The following is a 17,666-nucleotide window of genomic DNA, read 5'->3' as shown; positions in this document are numbered from 1 at the left end:
GCGGGGCTTTTCCATTTTTTATCGCGGTCGAACCGGCAGCCGCGTGGCCTCTATTGCTGTGGCGCCGGCTGCTCCTGTTCGGAATCCTGCGGCGCCTCCTCGCTCTGGTCGGGGTCCTGCGCCGGATCGGTGGCCTGATCGTCCGTCGCGTTGTCGTCCGTCACGCCTTCCTCGCCGGGTTGCACGACCGGGTCGGCTGCCTTGACCGTGACGCCGTTGACGATGACGGATCCGTCCGACTTGCCGTTCACCACCCATTCGATGCGGCCGTCCGGCAGGGTCTTGGCAAAACCCTTCATTGCCAGCGCGGCGGCAACGGCATTGCTTGCATCCGGTGTGGTCTTGGAAGCTTCCTGCAGCGTCTCCACGATCTTGTCATAGCCAGAGACGGTCACCGTCATGTCGACGTCCGGCTTCTTGGTCGGGTCCGGCTTGTCATACGGGAAACGGACCTCGCCCTTGAACGCGATCTCGGTGTCCTTGTTCTTGATGACGCTGGGCTCGATCAGTACCTTGGGCGACTTGGCCAGGAACTCGGCTCCGATCTGGTCGCCGAATTCGGCGGGCAGCGGCGGCTCCTTGGTCAGGTCGAAGGCGTCGATGGACTTGCGCGCCATGGTATCGAGATCGAGATTGGCGCCGCCGAAATTGAGCTCGATATCGGTGGGCAACAGCGAAGCGCTCCAGGTCGGCAGCATTTGCGCCGCGATTGCCGGCACGGTCAGACCGCTGGCCTTCAGCCCGTAGCTCACCGTACCGTTCTTGCTGACGCCGTCGGCACCGAACTTGGCCACCAGCTCGGTCGTGTTGAACTCGCCGAGTGGCGTACCGACCTTGAAATCCTTGAACTTATAGGTGCCGTCAAAGCGCTGCCAAACCGGCAACGCCGCCAGCAGCAAGGTCTTGAGCTCCGCTTGATTGGCCTTGAGCTTGGCTTCGTCCTCATTGGCAACGCCGAAACCGACGAGATCGAGTATCGCGCGGCTGCGCAGTCCCTTGGCCGTCGCATCCACCACCAGGCTCGGCGAGTTGAAGGTCAGCGGCATCTTCATGCCGGTTTCGGTATCGTCGATCGTGACCGTCTCGCTGAAGTCAGCCATAGTCTGCGACATGGCGAAATCGACGCCACCGTCCGCCGCCTTGGTCGCAGTGCCGGTCATCGTTGTCGCCCCGGCGCGTGCCTCGACGCTCGACTTCGCATCCTTCGAAGCCATAGTCATGCCGGCCATCGAGGACGTCAGATTGGTGAAGGCAGCGAGGGCCGGGTCGTAGACGCCGGCCATCTTGCCGTCCTTCAGATCGAACTCGGTAGTCTGTTGTCCCTCGGGGCCCTTTACCTCGAACGTTCCCTTCGACGAGAAGGTGCTGCCGACATCCCAGGTGCCGTCGGGGCGCGGTTTGACATTCAGCACATAGGGCGGCAGGTCGAATTTGACGAAATCCTGCTCTGGCATCGCCTTGACGAGCGCCTTGAAATCGACGGTGAGCTGGTAGGCGTCACCCTTAGGCTCCACTTTTACAACGCCCTTCTCGAAAGCCTGATTTCCGAGATAGCGGGCAATGTCCTTCTGGATTTGGGCGGCACCCTGGGCATCGATGCCCTGTGCGAAGGCCGGGGCGCAGATCGCCAAAGCCGAAACAGTCGTCAAAACACGGCGCACTTATGGTCTCCACTTTTGTTCAAGGACGAAAAGCCCAATCCGATCGGACCCTTCGTAGGAAATTACAGCCTCAATCACAAGGCGACATGACAAGGCCAACGCAGCCGGCGTGGCTTGAAGGCCGATGGCGCTGCAGGTGCGCCGACGGACTACAGAATCAGCCGCATCAGCGGTCGCCCCGCCTTGCGTTCGACAAGACGCTGGAAGCCTGCCTGCTCGAAAACGCGCGAAGAGCCAACGAACAGCCCGACGGAACGCGAATCGCGCGACAGGTCGATCGGGCACGCTTCGATCATCCGGGCTCCGCTGCTACGGGCAAAATCGATGCCGCCGGCCACCAGCCGGTGGGTCAGTCCCTGACCACGAGCCTTGGTGCGGATGAAAAAACACGAGATTGCCCACACAGCTGGATCGTCCGCATCGGTTGCATCGACCGGCGCCGATCCCCTGCCCTTGTTGTTCCACTCGGGCACGTCGGCGCGCGGACCGATCTGCATCCAGCCATTCGCCACGCCATCTTCCAACACCAGCAGGCCCGGCGGCGGCCCAGCCTCGATGCGTGTCCTGATATGATCCTTGTTGCTCTGGCGACTGCCCGACCGCCGTTCCGCCGGAGGCAGCCGGAAATGCGTGCACCAACAGCCATAGCAGGCGCCCTGCTTGCCGAACAAATCTTCGAATTGCGGCCATAGATCCGGGGTCAAATGGTGGATTTCGATGCTCATGACGCGTCCCTCCAGTCGCCTTGCATGGACCGGCCGTGTAGACTACATTGACAATGTTCTCTTTATGTTCGCAGTGATGGCGGCACCTGTCAACGATCCCGAGCATGGTTTTTGTCGCGACTGCCTGACGCCACAGCGCAGCAGAGCGATGCGCTGTGAACGATGCGGCAGCCCGCGCATCGTTCGCCATGCCGAACTTTACAGCCTGCACCTTGCCCATATCGACTGCGACGCTTTCTATGCGGCGGTCGAGAAACGCGACAATCCGGCGCTGCGCGACAAGCCGGTCATTGTCGGCGGCGGCAAGCGCGGCGTGGTCTCGACCGCATGCTACATTGCCCGCATCCATGGCGTACGCTCGGCGATGCCGATGTTCAAGGCGCTCGAGGCATGCCCCGAGGCCATCGTCGTCAAACCGGACATGGAGAAGTATGTGCGGGTGGGACGCGAGGTGCGCGCCATGATGCTGGCGCTGACACCTCTGGTCGAGCCGATCTCGATCGACGAGGCGTTCCTGGACCTTGCCGGAACGGAGAAACTGCATGGCCTGCCGCCGGCGCTGGTGCTGGCGCGTTTCGCGCAAGCCGTCGAGAAAGAGATCGGCATCACTGTTTCGGCCGGGCTTTCCTACTGCAAGTTTCTGGCCAAGATCGCGTCGGACTTCCGCAAGCCGCGCGGCTACGCAGTGATCGGTGAGGAGGAAGCGGTGTCGTTCCTCGCCGAGCAGCCGGTGACGATGATCTGGGGGGTCGGCAAGGCCTTCGCCGAAGTGCTGGCCCGCGACGGCATCCGCATGATCGGCCAATTGCAGAAGATGGAACGCAGCGACCTGATGGGGCGCTATGGAGTGATGGGGGATCGGCTTTATCGCCTGTCGCGCGGCGAGGATGATCGACGCGTTCATCCAGACCATGACGCAAAAAGCGTATCCGCCGAAACGACATTCGATACCGACATCGCCAAGATGGACGACCTTCTTCCGGTGCTGCGGGCATTGTCCGAAAAAGTATCGGCGCGACTGAAGAAGGCCGGCATAGCCGGCCGCACAGTCGTGCTCAAGCTCAAGAGCCAGGACTTCAAGCTACGCACACGCAACAGGCAGCTTGCCGATCCAACCCGACTCGCCGACCGCATTTTTTCAACCGGGCTCGACCTGTTGCGCCGGGAGGCGGACGGCACCAGATATCGCCTTCTGGGCATCGGCGTCAGCGACCTTTCCGACGACGAGAAGGCCGATCCGCCTGATCTTGTCGATCTGCAATCGCGCAAGCGGGCGCTGGCCGAGGGCGCAATCGACACGTTGCGCGACAAGTTCGGACGCAAGGCGGTGGAAACCGGCTATACGTTCGGCAAGGGACGCAATGCCCATCCGCCGGAACATCTCGACGACTGACGCCGCATCCTCTGGCCCAGAAGATTGGCGGGTCTACAGATTGCCGGATAACGGCCGGCTTGCGAAACAACGTTCATGGCACCGGCTCCCTCGATCCCCAAAGCGGCGTTCTGGATGGCGTTGTCGATCGCGTCCTTCCTGCTGATGTCGGTCGCGGGACGAGCGACGACAAGCGCGCTCAGCGTCTTCCAGGTTCTGGAGATGCGCTCGGTGATCGGCTGGTTCATCCTGCTGCCTCTGGTCATCAGCCAGGGTGGTTTCGCCGCCATGGCCTCGCCACGGCTGCCGCTGCATATCGCGCGCAACGTGATCCATTATGTCGGTCAGGGTGCCTGGCTTTATGCGCTGACATTGATCCCGCTCGGCGTGCTGATCTCCATCGAATTCACCACCCCGATCTGGACCGCCCTGCTTGCCGTTTTGTTCCTCGGCGAACGCCTCAACAAGTTCCGCATCGCCTCGATCGTGCTTGGTCTTATCGGCGTCGTCATCATCGTGCGTCCGAGCACCGGCTCGGTTGATACCGGCCACCTGATTGTTCTCGGCGCGGCCGCCTGTTTTGGCGCCTCGGTGGTCATGGTGAAGGCGTTGACGCGCACCGACAGCGTGGTGCGCATCATCTTCTGGATGCTCGTCGTGCAATCGGTGCTCGGCCTCGTTCCGGCTCTGCTCGAATGGCGCAATCCGTCGCTTTCACTGTGGCCGTGGATTTTCACCATCGCATTCACCGGCATGTCCTCGCATTTCTGCATGGCGAGGGCCTTGACCTATGCTGACGCCACGCTGATTTCGCCGATGGACTTCCTGCGCGTGCCCTTGTCGGCCCTATTGGGCTGGCTGGTCTATCACGAGCAGATCGATGCCTTCACCGCCGGTGGCGCCGCGCTGATTTTGATGGGCAATTTGCTCAACCTGCAGAAGCGACCGGCAAAACCCGCCGAAGTGGCGGCGAGTTGACGCGCCCAGCGCTTCGACTACGCCCTCCGATTGTCTGAAACCGATGTCGATTCTCGTTCTGACGCGCTAGTTGCGCTTCAGGTCGATCTGGGCTGTGACGACCGACTTGCCGCTCGGCAGGTCCTTGTCGATGGTAACGATGCGCATGGCATTCGTTCCGATCTTCTCGACGCGCATCTCGGCATCCCGGTCGCCATTCACCAGTTTCGCCCAGCGGATGGCGAGGTTGAGCGCCTGGCCCTTGCGTCGCCCCGACAACGCGGCAGGTCCGGTTCGCGAGCCGATATAGGTCCCGCTGTAGCGCTGCCCGTCGGTCTTCAACCGCACCCCGATGCTGCGCGAAATCAGTATCAAGCCGCGACAATTGCCGTCGAGCGTTAGAAACGCGTCACCGGATTTCGCGGTGAAGGAGCAGGAAACGCTGACCGGTGATGCCTTTGTGTTGATGCGGAAGCTGCCCTTGCCGCTCCATTTGCCGGCCATCGAGACAAAGAACCGCGGCTCCGCGGCATGAGCTGGTTGCGCAAGGGAAAGGGCGACGAGAACTGCACCCAGGTAGAGGCGGACCAACATTCGTTCTGTTCTCTCCAAAGCACGAACTTTAACGTCACTTCTTGCGGTTCGCTCGCCAGTTTCGTTCCGAAACGGTCAGCTACCCTCGTCCGGTATGTTGAGGACATGGCCGCAAGCCTTGCAATGCACGGCGTCCGGCTCGTGGCGCTGGAGCCCGCATTGCGGGCAAGGAAAGAGGACCTTGGTCGGGCGAAAGATCGCCTGGGCGAGACGCACGAACAGCGAAATGCCGATGATCATGGTGACGATCGAGGTGAGTTTGCCGGCAACGCCCGGCAAGACGATGTCGCCGAAGCCGGTGGTCGTGACGGTTGCCACGGTGAAATAGAGCGCATCGACATAGCCAACGAGCCCAGAAGCCTGCCGGAAGAAGAAGGTGTAGACGAAGCCCGTTACCACGAACAGGAATGTCAGGAGATTGACCACAGCGTGGGTGGTGTCGCGCCAGGCCAGAAACCGACCTCCGCCGAGATGCCGCCACAGAACCCCGCTTCGCGACAGCGACCACAGGCGCAGGATGCGCAGGAAGCTCAGATTGGCCAGTGCCGTCGGAAACAGCAGCGTCAGCAGGATGAACAGATCGACCCAGGATGTCGGTTGCCGCATGAGCCGAACCATGTCGGTGGATGCAAGCAGGCGCGCAAGCAGGTCGGCGGCGACGAGGATCGCCACCGCATAGTCCAGCCACAGGAAGGAAGCCGTACCCTGCAGCAAGGGCGTGGCGATGAAGAAGGCGATGATGACGATGTCGACAAGCACCACCGCCGCCTGAAAACGAACGGCCTCGGGTGTGCGCCCGTGATAGAGCCGGCGCAAGCGATCACGCAATGTCGCCAGGGAGGTACCGCTCTCGGGCTTCGCTTCAGACGCCATGCCTATCGGGTAGCGTCAGCCATGCCGCTCGTCCAGCGTTTTCAGGACGAGTTCCGATTGCCTAAACCAGCTCGACTTCGATCACTCCGGGCACTGCCCGCATCGCCGACGCCACTTGCGGCGAGATGCGGTAGCGATTGGGAAGCTCGATCTCGACCTCCCCCTGCCCGCCGTCCTTGATCAGCACGAAGGACACCTGCCCCTCGCCCTTCACGCCAAGCTGCCCAGCAAGTGCATTGAGCGGGGCGGCATCCCTCACGAAGATGCGCAGGGCTTTCTGGATGCGGCTTGCCTCATCCTCCAGCGACTGCACTGTCTGGATGCGAAGATTGACCCCTTCCGGCCTGTCCTCCGCCGCGACGGTGATGACGACCGATTTGCCGGCTTCCAGCATGTCGCGATATTGCGCCAGCGTCTCCGAAAACATCACCGCTTCATATTGGCCAGTCATGTCCGAGAAGTTCACGATACCCATCTTGTTGCCAGTTCGCGTCTTGCGTTCCTGCTTGGCGGTCACTGTACCGGCAAGGCGTCCGGCCGAGGCGCCACGTTTCACCGCCGCGGAAAACTCCGCCCAGTTCTGCACGCGCATCTTCTGCAGCGCGACCTTGTATTCATCGAGCGGGTGCGCGGAGAGATAAAACCCGACCACCTGGAATTCGCGGTACAAGCGGTCGGCAGCCAGCCACGGTTCGCTCAACGGCAGGTTGAGCGCTTGCGACTGCGCTCCCAGCGAAGCGCCGAAAATGTCGGCCTGGCCGGAAGTGGCATTCTGCTGCGCCAGCGCCGCCAGCCCCATCATCCGCTCGACACCGCCCATCATCTGCGCGCGGTCGTGCCCGAAACAATCAAGCGCGCCAGCCATGATCAGGCTTTCGAAGACACGCTTGCCAACGACTTTCGGGTCGATCCGCTCGCAGAAATCTGCCAGGCTCTTGAACGGACCGTCCCCACGCCTTTCGACAATGTGTTCGACGGCTGCGTCGCCGACGCCCTTCAGCGCCGCCATGGAATAGAAGATCTTGTTCTCGCCAACTTCGAAATCGCGGAAGCTGGTCATCACCGAGGGCGCGACGACCTCGATACCGAGCCGCATCGCATCCTGGCGGAAATCCGCCAGCTTGTCGGTGTTCGACATATCGAGCGTCATCGACGCGGCCAGGAACTCCACCGGATAATGCGCCTTCAGATAGGCGGTTTGATAAGAGACGATGGCGTAGGCGGCGGCGTGCGACTTGTTGAAGCCGTAGTCGGCGAACTTCGCCAGAAGGTCGAAGATGAAATCGGCCTGCGGCTTGGCGACGCCACGTTCCACGGCGCCGGACACGAAGATGCCGCGCTGCTGGTCCATTTCGGCGCGGATCTTCTTGCCCATGGCGCGGCGCAACAAGTCGGCCTGACCGAGCGTGTAGCCCGCAAGCTCTTGCGCGATCTGCATCACCTGTTCCTGGTAGACGATAACGCCCTGCGTCTCCTTCACCAGATGGTCGATCTTGGGATGGATCGAGGCGATTTCCTCTTCGCCATGTTTTCTGGCGTTGTAAGTCGGGATGTTCTCCATCGGCCCCGGCCGATAGAGGGCGACCAGTGCGATGATGTCCTCGATGCGGTCGGGACGCATGCCGATGAGCGCCTTGCGCATGCCGGCACTTTCAACCTGGAACACGCCGACAACCTCGCCGCGCGACAGCATGGCGTAGGTCTGCGGGTCGTCCAGCGGAATAGTGGCAAGGTCGATGTCGATGCCGCGGCGACGGATGAGCTTTACCGCCTTCTCCAGCACGGTCAGCGTTTTCAGGCCGAGGAAGTCGAACTTCACCAGCCCGGCATCCTCCACCTTCTTCATGTTGAACTGCGTGACCGGCATATCCGAGCGCGGATCGCGATACATCGGCACCAGTTCCGACAAGGGTCGGTCACCGATGACGATGCCGGCGGCGTGCGTCGAGGCATGGCGATAGAGGCCTTCCAGCTTCTGCGCCATGTCGAGCAGCGTCTGGACGATCGGCTCCTTTTCCGCCTCCTCGGCAAAGCGCGGCTCGTTGGCGATTGCTTCGGCGAGCTTGACAGGATTGGCAGGGTTCTGCGGCACCATCTTGCAGAGCCGATCGACCTGGCCGTAGGGCATCTGCAGAACGCGACCGACGTCGCGCAAAACGGCACGCGCCTGCAGCGTACCGAAGGTGATGATCTGTCCGACCTGGTCGCGGCCGTATTTGGCCTGTACGTAGCGGATCACCTCTTCGCGGCGATCCTGGCAGAAGTCGATGTCGAAGTCGGGCATCGAGACGCGGTCGGGATTAAGGAAGCGCTCGAACAGCAGCGAGAAGCGCAGCGGATCGACATCGGTGATGAGAAGCGCGTAGGCAACCAGCGAACCCGCACCCGAGCCACGGCCCGGGCCGACAGGAATGTCATGTTGCTTGGCCCATTTGATGAAGTCCGACACGATCAGGAAATAGCCGGGGAACTTCATGCGCTGGATGATGCCGATCTCGAACTCCAGCCTTTCGCGATACTGTTCCTCGGTGAAACCCGAGTGGAGGCCGCGAGTGGCGAAGCGCACGTTCAGTCCTTCGCGGGCCTGGCGCGCAAGTTCTTCCGCTTCAGCGCTCTCGGCCGCCTCGGCATCGGAAACGTCGGCACCGGTAAAGCGCGGCAGGATCGGCTTGCGGTTCTTCGGGTAGTAGGAACAACGCCGGGCGATCTCGATCGTGTTGTCCACCGCTTCCGGCAAATCCTCGAACAGGCGCGCCATTTCGGCCTGGCTCTTGAGGTGATTGTCCGGCGTCAGGCGTCGGCGTTCATCGGCGGCAACGACCGAGCCCTCGGCAATCGCGATGAGCGCGTCATGTGCCTCGAAATCCTCGCGTGAGGAGAAGAAGGCTTCATTGGTGGCGACAAGCGGGAGCTCGTGGCGGTAGGCCAATTCGATCGTGGCTTGTTCGACCTCGCGATCGTAGTTGGTCACCCGTTCCAGCTCGACATAGAGGCGGTTGCCGAACAATGTTTTCAGGGCAAGCAGACGTGTCTCGGCCAGATCGTTGCGATCGTCAAACAGTGCGGTGCCAATCGGCCCACGAGGGCCGCCTGTCAGACAAATGACATCGCCGGCGCAGTCGCCAACCATATCGGTTGAGACATGCACCGGCTCACCGGCGGGCGTTTCCAGATAGGCGCGGCTTATGAGGCGAACGAGATTGGCATAGCCTGCCTCGCTGGCCGCCAGGAAAACGACCGGCCTCAGGTCCGGCCCCTGCCTGCGCCGATCCCGCTGGCCGTCATTGGTTTCGCCGACGAACGCCAGATCGACCTGACAACCGATGATCGGCTGGATACCGTCCTTCACGGCCTTCTGCGCGAATTCGAGCGCACCGAACAGATTGTTGGTGTCGCTGATCGCAACGGCCGGTGCCTGGTCCTTGACCGCGTGGCCGACAATCGCGCCAAGCTGCAAGGCCCCTTCCAACAGCGAATAGGCGGAATGCACGCGCAAATGCACGAAGGGGCGCGCCGGCGCTTCTCCCTTCCTTGCGATCATCGCCTCGCGTTTGAGAGGATCTCGCGTCCTGACGTCGTTAGTCACGGCTATTTCCGATCTGGTGAACGAATCTCGATCCGGCTGCCATCAATCTAGTCAGCCACACCGCTGCCTGCCAGCTTCGTCGTCACCGCGCGCTCTTCGATCACAAGAAACAGCTCCCGCGCCGCGCACAACTGTCCGCTTCAACCTGTGTGAAGCGCTTCATAGCACCTGTACCGCGAAGCCGGCACGATAGTCCTGCGAGAATACCTTCACGGAGGATATCATCATGAGCAATCGTTTCGTCGTCGATCTGTCGGGCGTCAAGCTCGCCAAGGGTATGGAAGAGAAACTGGCCAGGAATATCCAGCAGGCGGTCCTCACCGGGCTGGCCGAAACACATACTCAACCTGAAATGGTGCTGCGCTTTCCAAAGGAATGGCTGGGGCTGATCCTGCATCTGGACCAGCGCCAGCTTCCCGCTATCGAAAAGGAAATCGGCGGTCTGATGCGCTGATGCCATGCCCATTCCAGCGCAGCCTTCCGGTCAACGCCAAACGAGACCGCCGCGCTCGGACGACGGTCAAAGATCGTGCCCGAGCGCGCCTGCCGAACCGGGCGCGCTTCTGATCGGCATCGTCGGAGACGACGGCATCGTGCAGCCTGTCCCGACACGCCTGGAAATCGACGCTGATTTCATAACGCTGGCAGGCAAAACCGGTGCCCCGGAAGCGCGCTTTCGGTTTGCTGGAAAGTGCGTGGAAGGAAAATGCCGGCAATGGACGGGCAATTCCTGCGGCGTCATCGAACGGGTGCTTGCGGGCATGGCCGACCAGAAGATCGATCCGGCCGCCAACTTGCCGCGCTGCGCCATCCGCGGCAGTTGCCGCTGGTATTCACAACGCGGCGGCGAGGCCTGCCGGGCCTGCATCTATGTCGTCACCGACCAGCGCGTCGAGGAAGTCTCGGCCTAACGACAAAATCCGGGGCGGCGAATGGCTCGCCCCGGATGACTTGCCAGACCTCAGGCAAACTCCATGATCACGGCATCGACCGCCAGACTGTCGCCCGGCTTGGCATTCAGTTTCGTAACCCTGAGATCGCGCTCGGCGCGCAACACATTTTCCATCTTCATCGCCTCAACCACGGCCAAGGTGTCGCCCGCCTTGACCTCCTGCCCTTCGGCGACGGCGATCGAGACCACCAAACCCGGCATCGGACACAGCAGCAACCTGGAAGTGTCCGGCGGCAGCTTCACGGGCATTATCCGTTCCATCGCCGCCGTCTGCGGCAGCATGGCAAGCGCCGTCACCGACATGCCCTTCCAGGCGATGCGCGTGCCATTGGGCAGCGACCGCAATTGGGCCGAGACCCTGTGCTTGCCAACCGTGCCACGCCAGACCGGTTCGCCCGGCCGCCAGTCGGAAGCCACCGTGAGTGCCTTGCCGCCTTCGATCGAGAGATCGAGTTCCATCGGTATCGAGATCATGCCCTCAAGAACCGTCGCCGACAGGTAATCCTTGCCGAGCTTCACCACCCAATCACGCTTCAATGCCCCCGAATGCGGGGCAAGCCGACCGCTCAGCCGGTCCAGCCGGTCGCGGCGCAGCAATTCCACCGAAGCGGCGATCGCCGCCAGAACGGCCCTGTCCTTCGCATCCGGCGCGATCGGCGCGAATCCGTCCGGATATTCCTCGGCGATGAAACCCGTCGAAAGCCGTCCCTCGCGCCAGCGCGGATGCTGCATCAAGGCCGACAGGAAGGGGATGTTGTGCTCGATGCCATCCACGACGAATTCGTCCAGCGCCTCCGACATGGCATCGATCGCCTGCCCTCGCGTCGGCGCCCAGGTGCACAGCTTGGCGATCATCGGATCGTAGAACATCGAGATTTCGGAACCTTCGGTGACACCGGTGTCGTTGCGCACGACGATATCGCCGAAGCGGCCTTCCTCGGGCGGCTGGTAACGCGTCAGCCGGCCAATCGACGGCAGGAAGTTGCGATAGGGATCCTCCGCGTAAAGCCGGCTCTCGACCGCCCAACCGTCGAGCTTCACGTCGCCCTGGCCGAAAGCCAGTTCCTCGCCGGCGGCGACGCGGATCATTTGCTCTACAAGATCGATGCCGGTGATGAGCTCGGTCACCGGATGCTCGACCTGCAATCGCGTATTCATTTCAAGGAAGTAGAAGTTTTTGTCCTTGTCGACGATGAACTCGACGGTGCCGGCGCTCTGGTAGTCGACCGCTTTCGCCAACGCCACCGCCTGTTCGCCCATGGCCTTTCTGGTCTTCTCGTCAAGGAAGGGCGACGGTGCTTCCTCGACAACCTTCTGGTTGCGGCGCTGGATCGAACATTCGCGTTCGCCCAGATAGACGGCGTTGCCATGCGCGTCGGCAAGAACCTGGATCTCGATGTGACGCGGATCAACAACGAACTTCTCGATGAAGACACGGTCGTCGCCAAAGGAACTTTTCGCCTCGGAACGAGCACGGTCGAAGCCGTCGCGAACTTCCGCCTGCGACCAGGCGATGCGCATGCCCTTGCCGCCGCCCCCGGCCGACGCCTTGATCATGACCGGATAGCCGATCTCGCCGGCGATCTTTTCCGCGTGGTCGGCGTTCTCGATGACGCCCAGCCAACCAGGGACGGTGCTCACCTTGGCAGCGTTGGCGAATTTCTTGGATTCGATCTTGTCGCCCATGGCCTTGATCGCCTTGGGCTTCGGACCGATGAAGGCGATCCCCTGCGCCTCAAGCGCTTCGCAGAATGACGCACGTTCGGACAGGAAACCGTAACCGGGATGAACGGCCTCGGCCCCGGATGCCTTGCAAGCCTCGATAATCCTGTCGGCGACGAGATAACTCTGGGCGGCGGGGGCCGGGCCGATATGGATCGCTTCGTCAGCCATCTCGACATGCACGGCGTCGCGATCGGCGTCCGAATAGACCGCTACCGTGGAAATGCCCATCTTGCGTGCCGTCTTGATGACGCGACAGGCGATCTCGCCACGATTGGCGATCAATATCTTGTTGAACATGGACGCCGCTTCCTCCGGTAAGTCCTTACCTTTTATGGACTTCCACGACCGGGCTCAAGCTACGGCATGCACCGTGCCGGCATTCGTTGGATGCAAATCGGGTTTGCCTGCCCAGCCGCGCAATCTTGCAGGCGCGAACGATGTACAGGAAAGCCGAGAAATGATCCCCGATTACTCCAGCCAGTCGGTTGCAAAGGCGCCGGCGACATGCAGATCGGTACTTTCAAGCCGTCCGGGACCCAGATTGGAGAATTTGTGCGGCGTGTTTGCCGGCGCAACCAGGATTTGGCCAGCGCTGGCCTCTATCGTCTTGTCGCCGATGATGAACAGCGCCCTGCCTTGCCTGACGATAAAGACCTCCGGATAGGGGTGTTTATGCAGCTTGGGACCGCCGCCGATCCTGTCGGAAGAGTAGAACACCACCGAAACTTCCGCTCCGTATGGCCCACCCTGGAACTCCCCATGCCAAACATCCGGCTTCTCGGCCCATTGCTCGCGCTCGATCACATGTGCCATGCTTGCCTCACTCCCTTCTGCCGGAATCGACCTTAGTCAAAGAAGTCGCTTGCCGGAACATGATGCAAACGATGACCCCACCCGCCCCCGCCATCTATGTCGATGCCGATGCCTGCCCGGTGAAGGAGGAGGTCATCAAGGTCGCCGAGCGACACGGGGTCGGGGTCGTCTTCGTTTCGAATGGCGGGCTCAGGCCCTCGCGCGATCCGATGATCCGCAATGTCGTCGTCAGCAAGGGCGCGGACGCCGCCGATGACTGGATCGTCGAAAACACCAAAGCCAACGATGTCGTAGTTACGGCCGATATTCCGCTGGCGGCGCGGGCGGTGGCGCTCAACGCCCATGTGCTTGGCCCGACCGGCCGGCCCTTCACGCCTGAAACCATCGGCATGGCGGTTGCCATGCGCGACCTGAAACAGCATTTGCGCGAAACCGGCGAAAGCAAAGGCTACAATGCTGGCTTCACGCCGCAGGACCGTTCGCGCTTCCTCGGCGAACTGGACCGCATCCTACGTCGTGCTCTCAAATCAGCCGCAATCGGCTGAGGACATCGGCCCAACATGAAAACGACATTCACCAAGAACACGGCGATCCGCCTCCTGCCTTTCCTGGTCGCGGCTGCGACAGGGCTCGCGACATTCCTGGTCGCGCGCTATTTCCAGATCGCCATCGCCTTCTCGATCGGCGCCGACGTCTTCTTCGTGATGTATATCGTCATGATCCTGCGGCGAATGCCGGGCCTAACGGCGGAACATCTGCGGCTCAAGGCACGCAGCGACGACCTGCCGATCTTCATTATCTTCGCTGTGGTCGCCGTCGTCATCGCCGTGGCGATCGGTTCCCTGTTCCTCATCATCAACGCCAACCACAAGCATCCCCCGCTGGAGCTCTTGGCGGCATTGCTGTCGTTGCCGCTTGGCTGGATCACCATCCACATGATGGCCGCGCTGCACTACGCCCATGTCTACTGGCGCGACGACGAAGTGCGCGACGCCAGAGGCAGGCCAGTCCGCCAACCGGTCGGTGGTCTCTCCTTCCCGGGTGGCGACACGCCGCCGCAAGGATGGGACTTTCTCTATTTCGCGATTGTCATCGGAATGACGGCGCAGACCGCCGATGTCGAAGTCACCACCACACGCATGCGCCGTCTGGTCATCGTGCATTCGGTGGTCGCGTTCTTCTTCAACACGATTATCGTCGCGGCGGCGGTCAATCTCGCCGTTACGCTCGGCGGAAGCTGATGCAAGGCAGCGAGGCACGAAGCACAAAATCGTGATGGAGTGAAACATCACGAGGCGATGGTCCGTATTACGATGCGAGACCAATCGCACCGCGGAATGCGGTTGAAGGGGTGCAAGATGGACGCAACCGCCGAGACCAGCAATGCAGAAGCCGAGACCGGGCGGCCACAAAAAGGCCCGCTCATCTACCGGCAATCACGATGGACGCGGCTCACGCATTGGGTGTGGGCCTTCGCCTTGTTTTTCCTGCTGCTGAGCGGCCTGCAGATCTTCAATGCGCGGCCGCAGCTCTATATCGGCAAGGAATCCGGCTTCGGCTACGACAACACGATCCTGAAGATCGGCGCCGACGAGGCCGATGAAGGCTCACGCGGCTATCTCGAAATCTTCGGTCGACGCTTTGACACCACCGGCGTGCTCGGCTGGTCGGGCCCGCCCGGCAACGAGACGGCCCGCGCCTTCCCGTCCTGGGCGACAATCCCCTCCTACTACGATCTTGGCACCGCCCGTGTCGTGCATTTCTTCTTTGCCTGGACATTGAGCGCGACGCTGCTGGTGTGGCTGATTGCCGGCCTGTTCAACGGTCACATTCGCCGTGACCTTGCCCCTCGCCTGGCCGATATCCGCAATCTTCCGCGCGATGTCTTCGACCATGCTCGCCTGCGTTTCCATCACACCGGTCGTTACAACACGCTGCAGAAGCTCGCTTATGGCGGGGTGTTGTTCGTGGCTTTGCCGCTGATGATCCTGACCGGCCTCGCCATGTCGCCATCGATGAATTCGGTGCTGCCTTTCCTCAACGAGCTCTTCGGCGGACGGCAGACGGCGCGCACCATCCATTTCACCGTGATGGTGCTGCTTGTCCTGTTCTTCCTCATCCACATGCTGATGATCCTCGCCGCAGGCCCGATCAACGAGCTGCGCTCCATCATCACCGGCTGGTACCGGACCGATCCGCCCGAAAACGGAACCTCTTCTGCCGAGCGGAGCAACTGATATGGCCAAGTTTCAGATCAGCCGCCGCAAGTTCCTGACCGCCGCCGGCCTTGGCGCGTCCGGCATCGCGCTCTCGGGCTGCGATGCTTTCGATAACCAACTCGGCATGGGCCAGGGCCTGCGCAATTTCCTCGAGGGGGCTAACGGTCTGACCTATCGGGCGCAGCGGCTGCTTGCCGGGCGCAATGCCCTGGCGCCGGAATTCGGCGAAGCCGACATCCGCCAACCAATGCGTCCGAACGGCGTTACCACACCGGACGACGATGCCTACCAAGCCTTGCTTGCCAACGATTTCGTCGATTGGCGGCTCGAAGTCACCGGGCTGGTGGAGAAGCCGTTGTCGCTGACACGCGAACAGCTCATCGCCATGCCGAGCCGCACCCAGATCACCCGCCACGACTGCGTGGAAGGCTGGAGCTGCATCGCCAAATGGACGGGAACGCCGCTGTCGCTCGTGCTCGACCAGGCCGTGGTCAAGCCGCAAGCACGGTATGTCATGTTCCATTGTCTCGACACGATCGACCGCGACCTGTCCGGCGACATCAAATATTACGGCTCGATCGACCTGATCGACGCGCGCCATCCGCAAACAATCCTGGCCTATGGATTGAACGGTAAACCGCTTCCGGTGGAAAACGGGGCGCCGCTGCGCGTTCGCGTCGAACGGCAGCTCGGCTACAAGATGCCCAAATATCTGCGCGGCATCGAACTGGTCGATTCCTTCGGCGCTTTCGGGCGTGGTCGCGGCGGCTATTGGGAAGACAACGGCTATGACTGGTATGGCGGCATCTGACCCGCCGCCCGCCTGAAGCACCTTGGAAAACAAAAAAGCGGGGTTAGCACCCCGCTTCCTCGTCCGTCGAGTTTCACCGCCGGTTCATCCGCGGTCGATGAAATCGTTCGACACCCACCTCATAGCCACTCGATACGACGACCAGATGACAGGCTGGGATGATCTTCCACCGATTTTGGTTAACCACACGTTACCGCCATCATCAGGCGCGCTCGATCCGGCACTGGTAGCAATTGTTGCGAGCCGAGCGCATGTGCAGATAGGCGATTTCCTCGCGTTCCAGAAGCTCCGCTGCCCGCGCGGCAATATCCGGCGTGGGCACCACCGCGCCGCTGCCATAGACTATACGGTCATCGGCGCTGTAACCGCGCACGATGTAGTCCTTTGTCTTCAAAAACAGCTCCGGGATAGCGGCCGCCTCCTCCGCGCGCGGACATTCTTCGGCGTGCAGGAAGATCGGGCCGGTCTCCGCATAAGGCTGCAATTCTGCGAACGGCCGGTAGGCGAGGATGAGGTAGGCTTCGCCGGCGGCGACATTCTTGAGACAATGCCGGCACGGTACACCATCGCCGTCCGAGATCGCGCGCTCCGGCACGTGGCCATAGGCATCGGCGCCGCCGGATTGCAGCGCGCGCACCGCATCGGTCGGCAAGGCTTTGAACAGGATGGACATGGCTGTGGTTCTCCGATTTCCGTGAACCACAAGCTATGATCGTCAACCGGCGCCTCCCACCCGTTTCCTGCATAGCAATCGGCCATGCAAGAAACGACCGGGCGGTTCGACGTTATCGAATGAAGTCGTCGAAGCGGCGCAATGTGACGCGCCGATTGCGCCAATTCTCGTTCTGCGTCGGCACGAGCAGGAATTCCTCGCCATAACCGACCGTTTCCAGCGCGTAGCCGGGCACGCCGAATTCGCGTACCAGCGTCCGCTTCAGCGAGGCTGCCCGTTGCTCGGACAATGCCTGGTTGGAGGCGAAGGAACCGACCGCGTCGGTATGGCCTTCGATCAAAACACGGGCGTGGCGGTCACGTCGCAGCAGACGATGGAGCCCGTCGGCAATGTTCTCGACCTTCCCATATTGCGACGGCGCGATGGCAGCCGAACCGAAGGCGAAGTTGATCGACTGGATGTCGATGGACGGCGCCATGCGGCGCAGATCCGGCCGGCGCTTGAATTCGCGAATGGTGACGCGTTCGCTGGGCCGCAGCTTCATGCGGGGCGTAGCCTCCAGCGTACGCTCGATCTGGGCTGCCGACGGCGTTTGCGCCTGCGCAAGGGCAAGACCGGGAAGCGCGATGGCGGCGACGAGTGCTGCGGCGACAGTACGGCGGGAAATCATATATTGGCTCCTCATTTCGGCGCGATCGGATTGAT

Annotated in this window: 17 protein-coding genes; 8 read left to right on the top strand and 9 right to left on the bottom strand. The window is 61.8% G+C overall.

The genetic code is table 11. The annotated features are described in order from the left end of the window. Positions 1 to 50: 50 nt before the first annotated feature. Both QFZ88_RS25970 and QFZ88_RS25965 read right to left on the bottom strand, forming a co-directional pair. On the bottom strand, positions 51 to 1,661 hold the full coding sequence (locus QFZ88_RS25970) for a hypothetical protein (RefSeq protein ID WP_024926169.1): 1,611 nt from the start codon (positions 1,659 to 1,661) through the stop codon (positions 51 to 53). A gap of 149 nt (positions 1,662 to 1,810) precedes the next feature. Then, positions 1,811 to 2,386, bottom strand: a complete 576-nt coding sequence (locus QFZ88_RS25965) for a GNAT family N-acetyltransferase (RefSeq protein WP_024926168.1) — start codon at positions 2,384 to 2,386, stop codon at positions 1,811 to 1,813. 64 nt (positions 2,387 to 2,450) lie between these two features. Between QFZ88_RS25965 and QFZ88_RS25960 the strand changes: the two genes are divergently transcribed. Together QFZ88_RS25960 and QFZ88_RS25955 are read left to right on the top strand one after the other, a co-directional pair. Continuing rightward, positions 2,451 to 3,779, top strand: a complete 1,329-nt coding sequence (locus QFZ88_RS25960) for a DNA polymerase IV (RefSeq protein WP_024926167.1) — start codon at positions 2,451 to 2,453, stop codon at positions 3,777 to 3,779. A 75-nt stretch (positions 3,780 to 3,854) separates the two neighbouring features. Beyond that, complete coding sequence (locus QFZ88_RS25955) at positions 3,855 to 4,736, top strand: DMT family transporter (protein ID WP_024926166.1); 882 nt, start codon at positions 3,855 to 3,857, stop codon at positions 4,734 to 4,736. Positions 4,737 to 4,802: 66 nt separating this feature from the next. Here the strand turns inward: QFZ88_RS25955 and QFZ88_RS25950 are convergent, their stop codons facing one another. The 3 genes from QFZ88_RS25950 to dnaE form a co-directional block, all read right to left on the bottom strand. After that, positions 4,803 to 5,309 carry a hypothetical protein gene (locus tag QFZ88_RS25950; protein WP_036254017.1) on the bottom strand — a complete coding sequence of 169 codons (507 nt, stop codon included), beginning with the start codon at positions 5,307 to 5,309 and terminating at the stop codon, positions 4,803 to 4,805. 75 nt (positions 5,310 to 5,384) lie between these two features. Next, positions 5,385 to 6,182 carry a potassium channel family protein gene (locus tag QFZ88_RS25945; protein WP_024926164.1) on the bottom strand — a complete coding sequence of 266 codons (798 nt, stop codon included), beginning with the start codon at positions 6,180 to 6,182 and terminating at the stop codon, positions 5,385 to 5,387. Positions 6,183 to 6,243: 61 nt separating this feature from the next. Next, positions 6,244 to 9,723, bottom strand: a complete 3,480-nt coding sequence (dnaE, locus tag QFZ88_RS25940; RefSeq protein WP_137901734.1) for a DNA polymerase III subunit alpha — start codon at positions 9,721 to 9,723, stop codon at positions 6,244 to 6,246. Between the two features lie 271 nt (positions 9,724 to 9,994). Between dnaE and QFZ88_RS25935 the strand changes: the two genes are divergently transcribed. Both QFZ88_RS25935 and QFZ88_RS25930 read left to right on the top strand, forming a co-directional pair. Continuing rightward, a complete protein-coding gene (locus QFZ88_RS25935; RefSeq protein WP_024926162.1) occupies positions 9,995 to 10,222 on the top strand; it encodes a hypothetical protein in 228 nt (75 codons plus the stop codon). A 241-nt stretch (positions 10,223 to 10,463) separates the two neighbouring features. Further along, positions 10,464 to 10,679 (top strand): hypothetical protein, encoded by a 216-nt coding sequence (locus tag QFZ88_RS25930; protein WP_244431280.1) that lies wholly within the window; start codon positions 10,464 to 10,466, stop codon positions 10,677 to 10,679. Between the two features lie 50 nt (positions 10,680 to 10,729). On the opposite strand, the gene QFZ88_RS25925 is transcribed toward QFZ88_RS25930, so the two are convergent. Continuing rightward, positions 10,730 to 12,742, bottom strand: a complete 2,013-nt coding sequence (locus tag QFZ88_RS25925; protein ID WP_024926160.1) for an acetyl-CoA carboxylase biotin carboxylase subunit — start codon at positions 12,740 to 12,742, stop codon at positions 10,730 to 10,732. Positions 12,743 to 12,913: 171 nt separating this feature from the next. Beyond that, positions 12,914 to 13,258 (bottom strand): cupin domain-containing protein, encoded by a 345-nt coding sequence (locus QFZ88_RS25920; protein ID WP_024926159.1) that lies wholly within the window; start codon positions 13,256 to 13,258, stop codon positions 12,914 to 12,916. A gap of 71 nt (positions 13,259 to 13,329) precedes the next feature. Here QFZ88_RS25920 and QFZ88_RS25915 point away from each other — a divergent pair, with 71 nt between their 5' ends. The 4 genes from QFZ88_RS25915 (at position 13,330) to QFZ88_RS25900 (ending at position 16,288) form a co-directional block, all read left to right on the top strand. Continuing rightward, on the top strand, positions 13,330 to 13,803 hold the full coding sequence (locus QFZ88_RS25915; RefSeq protein ID WP_024926158.1) for a YaiI/YqxD family protein: 474 nt from the start codon (positions 13,330 to 13,332) through the stop codon (positions 13,801 to 13,803). A 15-nt stretch (positions 13,804 to 13,818) separates the two neighbouring features. Continuing rightward, a complete protein-coding gene (locus tag QFZ88_RS25910; RefSeq protein ID WP_024926157.1) occupies positions 13,819 to 14,499 on the top strand; it encodes a DUF1345 domain-containing protein in 681 nt (226 codons plus the stop codon). Between the two features lie 117 nt (positions 14,500 to 14,616). Next, positions 14,617 to 15,495: a cytochrome b/b6 domain-containing protein gene (locus QFZ88_RS25905; protein ID WP_024926156.1), complete on the top strand. Its 879-nt coding sequence runs from the start codon at positions 14,617 to 14,619 to the stop codon at positions 15,493 to 15,495. Position 15,496: 1 nt separating this feature from the next. Then, positions 15,497 to 16,288 (top strand): molybdopterin-binding protein, encoded by a 792-nt coding sequence (locus QFZ88_RS25900; RefSeq protein ID WP_024926155.1) that lies wholly within the window; start codon positions 15,497 to 15,499, stop codon positions 16,286 to 16,288. A 202-nt stretch (positions 16,289 to 16,490) separates the two neighbouring features. Here the strand turns inward: QFZ88_RS25900 and QFZ88_RS25895 are convergent, their stop codons facing one another. Together QFZ88_RS25895 and QFZ88_RS25890 are read right to left on the bottom strand one after the other, a co-directional pair. After that, positions 16,491 to 16,961, bottom strand: coding sequence for a DUF1203 domain-containing protein (locus QFZ88_RS25895; protein WP_024926154.1), 471 nt, complete (start codon positions 16,959 to 16,961; stop codon positions 16,491 to 16,493). Between the two features lie 112 nt (positions 16,962 to 17,073). Further along, complete coding sequence (locus tag QFZ88_RS25890; protein WP_024926153.1) at positions 17,074 to 17,631, bottom strand: OmpA family protein; 558 nt, start codon at positions 17,629 to 17,631, stop codon at positions 17,074 to 17,076. Between the last annotated feature and the right edge of the window lie 35 nt (positions 17,632 to 17,666).

The sequence above is a fragment of the Mesorhizobium sp. YL-MeA3-2017 genome (genome assembly GCF_030814575.1).
Classification (GTDB): Bacteria; Pseudomonadota; Alphaproteobacteria; order Rhizobiales; family Rhizobiaceae; genus Mesorhizobium; species Mesorhizobium terrae.
The sequence above is the reverse complement of the archived record's forward strand: the minus strand, read 5'-3'. Positions and strand labels throughout refer to the sequence as shown.

Bases quoted from the DNA above. Each gene is read 5' to 3' on its own strand.
- QFZ88_RS25950 (WP_036254017.1), bottom strand. From the start codon at position 5,309: ATGTTGGTCCGCCTCTACCTGGGTGCAGTTCTCGTCGCCCTTTCCCTT.
- QFZ88_RS25905 (WP_024926156.1), top strand. From the start codon at position 14,617: ATGGACGCAACCGCCGAGACCAGCAATGCAGAAGCCGAGACCGGGCGG.
- QFZ88_RS25935 (WP_024926162.1), top strand. From the start codon at position 9,995: ATGAGCAATCGTTTCGTCGTCGATCTGTCGGGCGTCAAGCTCGCCAAG.
- QFZ88_RS25945 (WP_024926164.1), bottom strand. From the start codon at position 6,182: ATGGCGTCTGAAGCGAAGCCCGAGAGCGGTACCTCCCTGGCGACATTG.
- QFZ88_RS25925 (WP_024926160.1), bottom strand. From the start codon at position 12,742: ATGTTCAACAAGATATTGATCGCCAATCGTGGCGAGATCGCCTGTCGC.
- QFZ88_RS25920 (WP_024926159.1), bottom strand. From the start codon at position 13,258: ATGGCACATGTGATCGAGCGCGAGCAATGGGCCGAGAAGCCGGATGTT.
- QFZ88_RS25890 (WP_024926153.1), bottom strand. From the start codon at position 17,631: ATGATTTCCCGCCGTACTGTCGCCGCAGCACTCGTCGCCGCCATCGCG.
- QFZ88_RS25960 (WP_024926167.1), top strand. From the start codon at position 2,451: ATGTTCGCAGTGATGGCGGCACCTGTCAACGATCCCGAGCATGGTTTT.
- QFZ88_RS25965 (WP_024926168.1), bottom strand. From the start codon at position 2,386: ATGAGCATCGAAATCCACCATTTGACCCCGGATCTATGGCCGCAATTC.
- QFZ88_RS25895 (WP_024926154.1), bottom strand. From the start codon at position 16,961: ATGTCCATCCTGTTCAAAGCCTTGCCGACCGATGCGGTGCGCGCGCTG.
- QFZ88_RS25910 (WP_024926157.1), top strand. From the start codon at position 13,819: ATGAAAACGACATTCACCAAGAACACGGCGATCCGCCTCCTGCCTTTC.
- QFZ88_RS25955 (WP_024926166.1), top strand. From the start codon at position 3,855: ATGGCACCGGCTCCCTCGATCCCCAAAGCGGCGTTCTGGATGGCGTTG.
- QFZ88_RS25900 (WP_024926155.1), top strand. From the start codon at position 15,497: ATGGCCAAGTTTCAGATCAGCCGCCGCAAGTTCCTGACCGCCGCCGGC.
- QFZ88_RS25915 (WP_024926158.1), top strand. From the start codon at position 13,330: ATGACCCCACCCGCCCCCGCCATCTATGTCGATGCCGATGCCTGCCCG.
- dnaE (WP_137901734.1), bottom strand. From the start codon at position 9,723: ATGATCGCAAGGAAGGGAGAAGCGCCGGCGCGCCCCTTCGTGCATTTG.